Source organism: Pseudomonas sp. SCA2728.1_7, assembly GCF_018138145.1.
Classification (GTDB): Bacteria; Pseudomonadota; Gammaproteobacteria; order Pseudomonadales; family Pseudomonadaceae; genus Aquipseudomonas; species Aquipseudomonas koreensis_A.
Map to the genome: position 1 here is coordinate 6,006,306 of NZ_CP073104.1, position 12,152 is coordinate 6,018,457.

The 12,152-nt window shown below is 55.1% G+C and carries 12 protein-coding genes; all 12 read left to right on the forward strand.

What is annotated here, in order from left to right; all coding sequences use genetic code 11:
• The first annotated feature begins 14 nt into the window (after positions 1-14).
• On the forward strand, positions 15-2,222 hold the full coding sequence (locus tag KBP52_RS26905; protein WP_249122213.1) for a bifunctional prephenate dehydrogenase/3-phosphoshikimate 1-carboxyvinyltransferase: 2,208 nt from the start codon (positions 15-17) through the stop codon (positions 2,220-2,222).
• The gene (gene cmk / locus KBP52_RS26910) at positions 2,219-2,908 is read left to right on the forward strand and encodes a (d)CMP kinase (RefSeq protein ID WP_015093983.1); all 690 of its coding nucleotides are present in this window, start codon (positions 2,219-2,221) and stop codon (positions 2,906-2,908) included. Before KBP52_RS26905 ends, cmk begins: the two co-directional genes overlap by 4 nt.
• A 119-nt stretch (positions 2,909-3,027) precedes the next feature.
• Positions 3,028-4,713, forward strand: a complete 1,686-nt coding sequence (gene rpsA, locus KBP52_RS26915; protein ID WP_007963626.1) for a 30S ribosomal protein S1 — start codon at positions 3,028-3,030, stop codon at positions 4,711-4,713.
• Between the two features lie 205 nt (positions 4,714-4,918).
• A complete protein-coding gene (locus tag KBP52_RS26920) occupies positions 4,919-5,197 on the forward strand; it encodes a hypothetical protein (RefSeq protein ID WP_212621335.1) in 279 nt (92 codons plus the stop codon).
• Positions 5,198-5,349: 152 nt separating this feature from the next.
• On the forward strand, positions 5,350-5,646 hold the full coding sequence (gene ihfB / locus KBP52_RS26925; RefSeq protein ID WP_003189779.1) for an integration host factor subunit beta: 297 nt from the start codon (positions 5,350-5,352) through the stop codon (positions 5,644-5,646).
• A gap of 27 nt (positions 5,647-5,673) precedes the next feature.
• On the forward strand, positions 5,674-5,913 hold the full coding sequence (locus tag KBP52_RS26930) for a LapA family protein (RefSeq protein WP_212621336.1): 240 nt from the start codon (positions 5,674-5,676) through the stop codon (positions 5,911-5,913).
• Positions 5,914-6,139: 226 nt separating this feature from the next.
• Entirely contained in the window at positions 6,140-7,216 is a 1,077-nt protein-coding gene (gene rfbB / locus KBP52_RS26935) for a dTDP-glucose 4,6-dehydratase (protein ID WP_212621337.1), read from the forward strand.
• On the forward strand, positions 7,213-8,106 hold the full coding sequence (rfbD, locus tag KBP52_RS26940) for a dTDP-4-dehydrorhamnose reductase (RefSeq protein ID WP_077574017.1): 894 nt from the start codon (positions 7,213-7,215) through the stop codon (positions 8,104-8,106). The genes rfbB and rfbD overlap by 4 nt, the downstream gene beginning before the upstream one ends.
• Positions 8,103-8,993, forward strand: coding sequence for a glucose-1-phosphate thymidylyltransferase RfbA (rfbA, locus tag KBP52_RS26945; protein WP_212621338.1), 891 nt, complete (start codon positions 8,103-8,105; stop codon positions 8,991-8,993). The genes rfbD and rfbA overlap by 4 nt, the downstream gene beginning before the upstream one ends.
• Before the next feature lie 57 nt (positions 8,994-9,050).
• Positions 9,051-9,974, forward strand: coding sequence for a glycosyltransferase (locus tag KBP52_RS26950; RefSeq protein WP_212621339.1), 924 nt, complete (start codon positions 9,051-9,053; stop codon positions 9,972-9,974).
• Positions 9,971-10,930: an SDR family oxidoreductase gene (locus tag KBP52_RS26955; protein WP_212621340.1), complete on the forward strand. Its 960-nt coding sequence runs from the start codon at positions 9,971-9,973 to the stop codon at positions 10,928-10,930. The genes KBP52_RS26950 and KBP52_RS26955 overlap by 4 nt, the downstream gene beginning before the upstream one ends.
• Positions 10,927-11,928, forward strand: coding sequence for a glycosyltransferase family 4 protein (locus KBP52_RS26960; protein WP_077574013.1), 1,002 nt, complete (start codon positions 10,927-10,929; stop codon positions 11,926-11,928). Before KBP52_RS26955 ends, KBP52_RS26960 begins: the two co-directional genes overlap by 4 nt.
• Positions 11,929-12,152 lie beyond the last annotated feature (224 nt).

Sequence of the window (12,152 nt, forward strand, 5' to 3'; positions counted from 1 at the left end):
AATCTGCTGCACCTATGATCGGGCGCCTTGTGGTGGTCGGTCTGGGGTTGATCGGTGGTTCGTTTGCCAAAGGCTTGCGTGAAAGTGGCATCTGCCGCGAAGTGGTCGGGGTCGATCTCGATCCGCAATCGCGCAAGCTGGCGGTCGAGTTGGGTGTGGTCGATCGTTGTGAAGATGATCTGGTGGTGGCCTGTCAGGGCGCTGACGTGATTCAGCTGGCGGTGCCGATTCTGGCCATGGAGAAAGTGCTCGCGCGTTTGGCGAGTATTGATCTGGGGGCGGCGATTCTGACCGATGTCGGCAGCGCCAAAGGCAATGTGGTGCGCGCGGCGACCGAGGCGTTTGGCGGCATGCCGTCGCGTTTCGTGCCGGGCCATCCGATTGCCGGTTCCGAGCAGAGCGGGGTGGAAGCCTCCAATGCCGAGCTGTTCCGTCGCCATAAAGTGATCCTCACGCCGCTTGAGCAAACCGACCCGGCCGCGTTGGCGGTGGTTGATCGTCTGTGGCGCGAATTGGGCGCTGACGTCGAGCACATGCAGGTCGAGCGTCACGATGAAGTGCTGGCTGCGACCAGTCATTTGCCGCACCTGCTGGCCTTTGGTCTGGTCGATTCGTTGGCCAAGCGCAATGAAAATCTTGAGATCTTCCGTTACGCTGCGGGCGGTTTCCGCGATTTCACAAGAATCGCCGGAAGCGACCCGGTGATGTGGCACGACATCTTCCTCGCCAACCGCGAGGCTGTCCTGCGCACACTCGATACATTTCGCAGCGACCTCGACGCCTTGCGCGACGCGGTCGATGCAGGGGATGGGCACCAATTGTTGGGCGTTTTCACTCGCGCCCGGGTTGCCCGCGAGCATTTCAGTAAAATCCTGGCCCGCAGGGCCTATGTGGACGCTATGAATTCCAACGATCTGATCTTCCTGGCTCAACCTGGTGGCCGCCTGTCCGGTCGGATTCGCGTACCGGGTGACAAATCGATTTCCCACCGCTCGATCATGCTCGGCTCGCTGGCCGAAGGCGTCACCGAAGTGGAAGGCTTCCTTGAAGGCGAAGATGCTCTGGCAACCTTGCAGGCATTCCGCGACATGGGCGTGGTCATCGAAGGCCCGCATCACGGCCGCGTGACCATCCACGGTGTCGGCCTGCATGGCCTGAAGCCGGCACCGGGCCCGATCTATCTGGGCAACTCCGGCACCTCGATGCGTCTGCTGTCCGGTTTGCTGGCCGCGCAGAACTTCGACAGTGTTTTGACGGGTGATGCGTCGCTTTCGAAGCGCCCGATGAATCGCGTAGCCAATCCACTGCGTGAAATGGGCGCGGTGATTGAAACTGCTGCCGAAGGTCGTCCGCCGATGACCATTCGTGGCGGCCACAAGCTCAAAGGTCTGACTTACACCATGCCGATGGCCAGTGCTCAGGTGAAGTCCTGCCTGCTGCTCGCCGGTCTGTACGCTGAAGGCAAGACCACTGTGACCGAGCCGGCTCCGACTCGCGACCACACCGAGCGCATGCTGCGTGGTTTCGGTTATCCGGTCAGCGTTGAAGGCGCTACGGCTTCGGTCGAATCCGGCGGCAAGCTGACAGCGACTCACATTGAAGTTCCGGGCGACATCTCGTCGTCAGCGTTCTTCCTTGTAGCGGCCTCGATCGCCGAAGGTTCGGAGCTGGTGCTCGAGCACGTCGGCATCAACCCGACTCGTACCGGCGTGATCGACATCCTGCGCCTGATGGGTGCGGACATCACTCTGGAAAATCAGCGTGAAGTCGGCGGCGAGCCGGTGGCTGATCTGCGCGTGCGGGCAGCTAAACTCAAAGGTATCGAGATTCCGGAAGAGCTGGTTCCGCTGGCTATCGACGAATTCCCGGTGCTGTTCGTTGCGGCTGCCTGCGCCGAAGGGCGTACCGTGCTGACTGGCGCTGAAGAGCTGCGGGTCAAGGAATCGGATCGCATTCAGGTCATGGCAGACGGTCTGTTAGCGCTGGGCGTGAAATGCCAGCCGACCCCGGACGGCATCATCATCGACGGCGGCCAGATCGGCGGCGGCGAAGTGCATGGTCATGGCGATCACCGTATTGCAATGGCATTCAGCGTGGCATCGTTGCGCGCCACTGCGCCTATTCGCATCCATGATTGCGCCAACGTCGCGACGTCGTTCCCGAACTTCCTCGCGCTGTGCGAGCAGGTCGGTATTCGTGTGGCACAAGAGGCTCAGTCGTGAAGAACATTGCACCGGTCATCACCATTGATGGGCCAAGCGGCTCGGGCAAGGGCACCGTAGCCGGGATTCTGGCCAAGCGTCTGGGCTGGAATCTGCTGGACTCCGGTGCGCTTTATCGCCTGCTGGCGTTTGCTGCGCACAACCATGGTGTCGACCTGACCAATGAAGAGCTGCTGAAGAAACTCGCCGCTCATCTGGATGTTCAGTTCATTGCGGCGACCGATGGTCAGTTGCAAAGGATCATTCTGGAAGGTGACGAAGTCAGCGATGTCATCCGCACTGAAAGCGTCGGCTCCGGCGCTTCGCAAGTGGCCGCACTGCCGGCCGTGCGCGAGGCGCTGCTGCAGCGCCAGCGCGCATTCCAGGAGGCGCCGGGCCTGGTGGCCGATGGTCGCGACATGGGTACGGTGGTTTTTCCGGATGCGCCGCTGAAGATTTTCCTGACCGCCAGTGCCGAGGAGAGGGCGCGCCGTCGATATTTGCAGTTGAAGGGCAAAGTCGAGGGTGTTAGTCTGTCGAGTCTGCTAGATGAGATCCGTGCACGCGACGAGCGTGACACCCAGCGAGCGGTAGCCCCGCTTAAGCCGGCGGCTGACGCCATACAGCTGGATTCCACGGAGTTGTCCATCGATCAGGTGCTTGAACGCATCATGAGCGAGATCGCCATTCGCGATATCGCCGGGTGACCAAGAAGGCCACAGGGGACCAGTCATAGTCCTGCGGCGCTTCTTCTATATGAAACTAACCCACACCGTCTGGGGTGTGGAGATGGGCGTATCCTTCGCCCTCATTTACAGGAATTAAAATGAGCGAAAGCTTTGCGGAACTCTTTGAAGAAAGCCTAAAAACCCTGAACCTTCAGGCAGGCTCCATCATCACCGGTGTTATCGTTGATATCGATTACCAGGCTCGCTGGGTAACCGTTCACGCTGGCCTGAAGTCTGAAGCACTCATCCCGCTTGAGCAGTTCTACAACGACGCTGGCGATCTGACTATCAATGTCGGTGACGAAGTTCACGTTGCTCTGGACTCGGTTGAAGACGGTTTCGGTGAAACCAAGCTGTCCCGTGAAAAAGCCAAGCGCGCTGAGTGCTGGATCGTTCTGGAAGCAGCATTCGCAGCTGAGGAAGTGGTCAAGGGCGTTATCAACGGTAAGGTTAAAGGCGGCTTCACTGTCGACGTTAACGGCATCCGTGCGTTCCTGCCAGGTTCCCTGGTTGACGTCCGTCCAGTGCGCGACACCACGCACCTGGAAGGCAAAGAGCTGGAATTCAAGGTCATCAAGCTGGACCAGAAGCGCAACAACGTTGTCGTTTCCCGTCGCAGCGTCCTGGAAGCCGAGAACTCCGCCGAGCGTGAAGCTCTGCTGGAATCCCTGCAGGAAGGCCAGCAAGTCAAAGGTATCGTCAAAAACCTCACCGATTACGGCGCATTCGTCGATCTGGGTGGCGTGGACGGCCTGCTGCACATCACCGACATGGCCTGGAAGCGCATCAAGCATCCTTCCGAGATCGTCAACGTTGGTGACGAAATCGACGTCAAGGTTCTGAAATACGATCGCGAACGCAACCGTGTTTCCCTGGGCCTGAAGCAACTGGGCGAAGATCCATGGGTTGCTATCAAAGCCCGTTACCCAGAAAGCACTCGCGTTACCGCTCGTGTAACCAACCTGACCGACTACGGCTGCTTCGCTGAGCTGGAAGAAGGCGTTGAAGGTCTGGTGCACGTTTCGGAAATGGACTGGACCAACAAGAACATCCACCCTTCGAAAGTCGTACAAGTCGGCGACGAAGTGGAAGTTATGGTTCTGGACATCGACGAAGAGCGTCGTCGTATCTCCCTGGGCATCAAGCAGTGCAAATCTAACCCATGGGAAGATTTCTCTGGTCAGTTCAACAAGGGCGATAAAATCTCCGGCACCATCAAGTCGATCACCGATTTCGGTATCTTCATTGGTCTGGACGGCGGCATCGACGGTCTGGTTCACCTGTCCGACATCTCCTGGAACGAAGTGGGCGAAGAAGCTGTTCGTCGTTTCAAGAAGGGCGACGAGCTGGACACCGTTATCCTGTCGGTTGACCCAGAGCGCGAGCGTATCTCCCTGGGTATCAAGCAACTGGAAAGCGATCCGTTCTCCGAGTACGTCTCGGTTAACGACAAAGGCGCAATCGTTACTGGCACCGTGAAAGAAGTTGACGCCAAAGGCGCCATCATCGTTCTGGCCGACGATATCGAAGCGACTCTGAAAGCCTCCGAAATCAGCCGTGACCGCGTTGAAGATGCGCGCAACGTTCTGAAAGAAGGCCAGGAAGTAGAAGCCAAGATCATCAGCGTTGATCGCAAGAGCCGCGTAATCCAGCTGTCGATCAAATCGAAAGACGATGCTGAAGAGAAAGAAGCTATCCAGAGCCTGAAAGCAGCTCCGGAAGGCGAAGCAGCTGACACCACTATGGCGGCACTGCTGCGTCAAGCAATGGCCAAACAGAACTAAGTTCTGCTTGATCATGAAAAAGGGCGACTTCGGTCGCCCTTTTTTGTGCCTGCGATTTAGTGCTTCGTGGTTTGTGTGAGGATTCTGGTGAAACCAATCTTGCTTCCGGGCGGTCTGTTTCTTTAATCGGATCAATCGCCTATTCACGACTAAGCTTGGTCTTAAGCGTGTAGTCGTCGGGCAGTTGCCTGGCATAAGGAAGTGGATGAACAAGTTTATTGTCCTCATGGCTGTACTGGTTCTGGCTGGCTGTACGACCAGTGCCAAGACCCATGCTGTGCGTGGTGTCAGTGGTATAGAGGTCGATTGCTCCGGGTTGGGCTCTGGCTGGGAGAAATGCCAGAGGCGCGCGGCAAAGGAGTGCAAGGGCGCGGGGTACAAAGTGATCACCCGATCAGATGATGCCAAGGATGAAGATGAGTTTCCTTTTGGCTTCAACCCTGCGGGCTATGTGACACGTACCATGCTGGTGATATGTCGTTGAGTATGCCGTGCCCTGTTTGTTGCTGTGATGCCCTGAAAACGGGCGTTCCAACGCGGTGGAAGATATGTCAATCCCTGGGCTGTTCAAAATCTTCCGGGCGTGCTAAAACCTTTCAAGCGCTGATCTAGCTGCTTGAAAAAGAAGGGAAAAATATGACGAAGTCGGAGTTGATCGAACGAATTGTCACCCATCAAGGGCTGCTCTCATCCAAGGATGTGGAGTTGGCCATCAAGACCATGCTTGAACAAATGTCCCAGTGTCTGGCCACCGGTGATCGCATCGAGATTCGTGGGTTTGGCAGTTTCTCCCTGCACTACCGCGCGCCGCGCGTCGGTCGCAATCCCAAGACCGGCCAGTCCGTCAGTCTTGACGGTAAATTCGTTCCGCATTTCAAGCCGGGTAAAGAGCTCCGTGACCGGGTGAATGAGGAAGAGGAGGAGGGGGTTTGACAATCGTTATCTCTAAAGGGGTTACTCATGCGTAACCTCAAGCGCATATTTGTCGGTGTTTTTATTTTATTGCTGGTGCTGGCGGTTCTGGCGTTCGTGCTTGAGAACCAGCAGTCCGTATCGTTATTGTTTCTGGGTTTGTCCGGTCCGCAGTTGCCGGTTTCGCTGATCGTGGTGTTGGCGTTGCTTGTTGGTATGTTGATGGGGCCGGTACTTGGCTGGATTCTGGGGCGTTCGTCCAGAGCTGCGCGCAAGCGTCTTGTCTGAAAACGACAAGTGCGGGGCATCTGTCGAAATTGCGTCTCTAGCTGTCTTTATCCATTAGTAAAACGTTCACTAAGCTGTAAAATGCAACCCTTGTTCGACAGTGCCTCCAATGCACTTCGATTCAGACTGACTCTGACGGAAGCCTTCATGTCTGTCGGCTTCTGCATTCATGGATTAGATCGCGCTCGTAGATGGCGCTGTCCGCAGCTCAAGGGTATGGTTTCGCGTGAAAATTCTAGTAACCGGCGGCGCCGGGTTTATCGGCTCGGCAGTGATCCGTCACATTATCTCCAATACCACCGACTCCATCGTTAACGTCGATAAGCTGACTTACGCCGGAAACCTGGAATCACTGGCTGAAGTCAGTCAAAACTCTCGTTATGCATTCGAGCGTGTCGACATTTGCGACCGCGATCAGATTGATCGTGTCCTGCGTGAGCATCAACCGGATGCCATCATGCACCTGGCCGCAGAGTCCCATGTTGATCGCTCAATCTCCGGGCCGTCCGAGTTTATTCAAACCAACATCATCGGCACTTATACCCTGCTGGAGGCTGCACGCCACTACTGGGTTGCACTCGATGATGCACGCAAAAGCCACTTCCGCTTTCACCATATTTCGACTGATGAGGTTTACGGAGACCTCGAAGGTCCGGAAGATCTCTTTACCGAAACCACCCCGTATCAGCCTAGCTCGCCGTACTCGGCCAGCAAGGCCAGTTCTGACCACCTGGTTCGTGCATGGGCGCGCACATATGGTCTGCCGACGCTGGTCACCAACTGCTCGAACAACTACGGCCCTTGCCACTTTCCGGAGAAATTGATCCCGCTGATCATTCTCAATGCGCTGGAAGGTAAGCCTTTGCCAGTTTACGGGAAGGGTAATCAGGTCCGTGACTGGCTGTATGTCGAAGATCATGCCCGCGCTCTGTACAGAGTCGTGACCGAGGGCGTGATCGGCGAGACTTACAATATCGGTGGTCATAACGAAAAACAAAATATCGAAGTAGTGCACACACTTTGTGCGTTACTTGATGAGTTGCGTCCGGACTCTGCTCATCGTCCTCACGCAAGTTTGATCACTTATGTTCAGGATCGTCCCGGTCATGACCAGCGTTATGCGATCGACGCCAGCAAGATTCAGCGTGAGCTGGGGTGGACCCCGCAAGAAACCTTTGAGACCGGCATTCGCAAGACTGTCGAGTGGTATCTGAATAACACCGAATGGGTTGAGCACGTGAAAAGCGGCAGCTATCAACAATGGATCGATCAGAACTACGCCGATCGGTCGGGCAAGGTATGAAGATCCTTCTGCTCGGAAAGAGCGGTCAGGTAGGTTGGGAGCTTCAGCGCTCTCTTGCATCGCTTGGCGAGCTGGTCGCCCTGGATCGGCATCCCGTTGATGGTCTTTGCGGCGACTTGTCCGATCTCGATACTTTGCGAACTACAATCCGGACAGTTCGGCCTGACGTGATCGTCAATGCCGCAGCCTACACCGCTGTTGACAAGGCTGAATCCGAGACCGATCTGGCTGACCGCGTAAATGCTCAGGCAAGCCAGGTCATGGCCGAAGAAATGGCGATGGTGGGCGGGTGGCTGATCCACTACTCGACAGATTATGTCTTCAGCGGTCAGGGTGACAGGCCGTGGCAAGAGTCGGACGACGTTGCGCCTGTCAATCATTATGGTGCCAGCAAGCTTGCCGGTGAGCAGGCGATCATGGCGTCTGGCTGCAAATACCTGATCTTTCGCACGAGTTGGGTATTTGGTGCTCGAGGAAACAACTTCGCCAAGACCATGATGCGTTTGGCCAAGGATCGCGAAACACTCAACGTCATCGCTGATCAGATCGGCGCGCCGACGGGTGCGGATTTGATCGCCGACGTTACAGCTCTCGCTATTCAACAAGTGCTCAAGCGTCCAGAACTTGCAGGTCTCTACCATTTGGCTGCGGCGGGAGAGGTGTCCTGGCATGGCTATGCCAGTCATGTGATCGATTTCGCCAAGGCACAAGGTGAAGAGCTGGCAGTAACAGCGGTCAATCCCATCGATACAACCGCTTATCCAACGCCTGCACGCCGTCCGCTGAACTCACGGCTGAATACTCAAAAGCTGCGTGACAATTTTTCTCTACACTTGCCGGATTGGCAAAGTGGTGTAACCCGAATGCTTAGGGAAGTCCTGAACAAATGACCGCGACAAATCGTAAAGGCATAATCCTCGCCGGTGGGTCTGGCACTCGTCTGCACCCGCTGACCCTCGGTGTGTCCAAACAGATGCTGCCGATCTACGACAAGCCGATGATTTTCTATCCGCTGTCGGTTTTGATGCTGGCGGGGATGCGCGAGATTCTGATTATCTCTACACCTGAAGACTTGCCGCTATTCCGCAAATTGTTGGGAGATGGCAGTTTGTACGGCATCCAGCTGACTTATGCTGAGCAGCCAACTCCCGATGGTCTGGCGCAGGCTTTCATCATTGGTGAGGAATTCATTGGTGATGATCCTTGCTGTCTGATTCTGGGTGACAACATTTTCTATGGTCAGCACTTTTCTGACAACTTGCGTGCCGCCAGCACTCAAGAAAACGGTGCCACCGTGTTTGGCTACCATGTATCTGATCCGGAGCGTTTTGGTGTTGTTGAATTTGATGCGGCCGGCAAGGCTCTGAGCATCGAAGAGAAGCCGCTGAAACCCAAGTCCAACTACGCTGTGACCGGGTTGTACTTCTACGATAACGAAGTTGTTGAGATCGCCAAGAACATCAAGCCGTCCGAGCGTGGTGAGCTGGAAATTACTGACGTCAACCGTGCTTATCTTGAGCGCAAGAGCCTCAAGGTCGAAATGCTCGGAAGGGGCTTTGCCTGGCTGGATACTGGAACCCATGATTCGTTGCTGGAAGCCAGCCATTTCGTGCATACCATTGAGCAGCGTCAAGGCTTGAAGGTAGCGTGCCTTGAGGAAATTGCGTACCACAATGGCTGGATCACCGCCGCGCAGTTGGCGGCTCAGGCTGATGCTCTAAAGAAGACCGGTTATGGTCAATATCTGCAAAAACTGTTGGACTCGCCTTCCCATTGATCAAAAAGTTAAGTGCTTTTTGAGCGGTAGCGTTTAAACGTCCCGGACAGGAATGGCATGCCAGTAGAACATCCCAAGGTTGCGGTTTTGCTGGCTGCCTACAACGGTATGCGATGGATTGAGGAGCAGTTAGCCTCAGTCCTCGCCCAGTCGGCTGTTAACGTAACTATTTATATAAGTATTGACCCTTCTGATGATGGTACCGAGGTTTGGTGTCAGGCTTACGCCGCTGAGCACGCAAATGTCGTTCTATTACCTTCGGTCGGCCCCTTCGGCGGTGCCTCACGCAACTTCTTCAGATTGATTCGAGATGTCGATTTTGATGGGTACGACTTTGTCGCCTTCGCCGATCAGGATGACATTTGGCATCTTGATAAATTGCAGTGCGCGACTGATTCAATTCGAACTTTCAACGTAGATGCCTATTCCAGTAACGTCACCGCTTTCTGGGCGAACGGCCGTACTCGATTGCTGGACAAGGCTCAGCCGCAGGTTGCCTGGGATTTTCTATTTGAGGCAGCTGGCCCGGGTTGCACGTATGTGCTGAAGCAAAAGATGGCGAGATCCTTGAAGGCATCCCTGCTGGAGCATTGGGCTGATCTGCAGGCTGTCAGTCTGCATGACTGGTACTGCTACGCCTTTGCACGTAGCCACGGCTTCAAATGGTATATCGATCCGCGTCCCTCCATGGAGTATCGCCAACATGAGCGAAATCAGGTTGGAGCCAATACGGGGCTTGGTTCAATGATTGCGCGCTACAAAACAATTCATGATGGCTGGTGGTTTTCCCAAGTCCGGCTAATCGCTCGCGTGATAGGGCAGGATACCAATCCAATTGGCCAGGTCTCACTATGTCTTGGGCGGGGGCAACTAATAAGGCTCTCATTTAATGCCTGGAATTGTCGTCGGCGTGTGCGGGATAAAATATTTTTCTTTTTGATTTGCTGGGCTACGGCGTTGATTGGAAGTAGGCCTCGATGAAAGGACTGCAAGTTTTAGTCACGGGAGCTACCGGACTTGTCGGCGAGGCTGTTGTCTTCAGGTTATTGCTCGATAAACGATACACGCCCGTTGCTGCAGTCCGCGCAACTACACGCTTAAGTGGTTTATGTCGGATCGTTCCCTTTGACCTTGAGTTGCCGACAGGCATGCCAGAGTTGCGGGGCATAGACGTCATCGTTCACTGTGCGGCGAGAGTGCATGTTATGAACGAAAAGGGCGCGGACGGTTTAGCGGCGTTTCGAAAGATTAACGTCGAGGGTACTGTTCGGCTTGCCCGGCGTGCAGCCGAGTGCGGCGTGAAGCGTTTTATCTTTATCAGCTCGATCAAGGTGAACGGCGAAGGCACGCCTCGAAATAAAACGTTCAAGGCGACAGATTTGCCCGCACCGGTCGATGCTTATGGCATTTCAAAGCGTGAGGCAGAGGACGCATTACGGCAAGTATGCGAGGAAACCGGTATGGAGCTTGTTGTGATCCGGCCGCCACTTGTTTACGGACCCGGTGTCAAAGCCAATTTTCTTAGCATGGTACGTTGGCTTGATCGCGGTATACCCCTGCCATTAGGGGCTATTGATAACAGGCGCAGTCTGGTTGCAATCGGCAATTTGACGGACTTGGTGTTGACGTGTATCGATCACCCTGCTGCCGCAGGCGAAATATTTCTGGTTAGCGATGGTGAGGATCTTTCCACCACTCAATTGTTGCGTCGCACAGCGCTCGCCTTGGGCAAGTCTGCCAGGTTGGTGCCCGTACCTGCCGGACTTTTGCAAGCCGCCGCGTCAATGGTTGGCAAGTCAGGAATTGCCGAGCGCCTGTGTGGCAATTTACAAGTGGATATACAGCGCACCTGCGAATTGCTTGGCTGGCGTCCACCTATCAATACAGAAAAGGCTTTGCGTCAGACCGTCGAGCATTATCGGGATGAGACAAGATGATTTTTGCGTTATTGGTGGTGGTGTTTCTCGTTTCCTGGGGACTGACCGGTTTATTGCGCCGGTACGCGCTGTCCAAAAGCCTGATGGATATTCCGAATGAGCGTAGCGCTCATTCAGTTCCAACGCCCCGGGGTGGTGGCGTAGCAATTGTCGTTGCCTTTCTGCTGGCACTTCCAGTTTTGACGTCGTTGAACGTGCTGTCGCTGCCAATAACGATGGCATTGTCAGGGGCGGGATTGCTGACTGCGCTAATCGGCTTCGTCGATGACCATGGTCATATCGCTGCGCGGTGGAGGTTGCTAGGGCACTTCATCGCGGCGGGCTGGATATTGTTCTGGTTGAACGGGCTGGCACCCATCGAGCTGTTGGGTGTTTCATTGGCGCCGGCATGGATAGGCGGGATATTGGGTTCGATTTACCTTGTGTGGATGCTCAATCTTTACAATTTCATGGACGGTATCGATGGGTTGGCCAGCACTGAGGCTATCAGTGTATGCCTGGGGATGTGTCTGGTTTACTGGTGTGGTGGAGTTGCGGACCTGATCTGGGCCCCCATGGCACTGGCAGTGGCAGTTGCCGGCTTTCTATGCTGGAACTTCCCGCCAGCCCGGATTTTCATGGGGGATGCGGGTAGTGGCTTTCTTGGCATCATGCTTGGGGCCATGGCGATTCAAGCCGCCTGGAGCAAGCCCGAGCTGATTTGGAGCTGGTTGATTCTGTTGGGTGTTTTTATCGTCGATGCAACATGGACTCTTGTTCGCCGGCTCTTTCGCGGGGATAAGGTTTATCACGCCCATAGCAATCATGCTTATCAGAAAGCTGCGCGTCGCTGGGGTCATAAAAAGGTGACATTATGCGTCGCGGCGATCAACGTTGCCTTTCTGTTGCCATTGTCGATCCTGATAGTGCTCGGTCATTTGAGTCCTTTTACAGGGGCGGGTCTGGCGTATGTTCCGCTTGCCTGTCTTGCTTGCCGACTGGGTGCAGGCAAGCCATAAGTTCAAAACGCTGGAGTATCGGAGAGTTGTATCTGCTGCAGCTCGATGTGTTCTGGTAGCAGCGTTTGACGCATGTCATCGCGCCCTGACGAGCATGGTTCAAAATACCTGACGTCGAAAAAAGCCCGCGGACTTAGATGCGTTCGGTAGAATGCGCGGGCCGTGGCTCGTGACTACCTTCGTTTCTGATGCGAAATCGGATCCACTTTGCGTTTTTTTAGTTA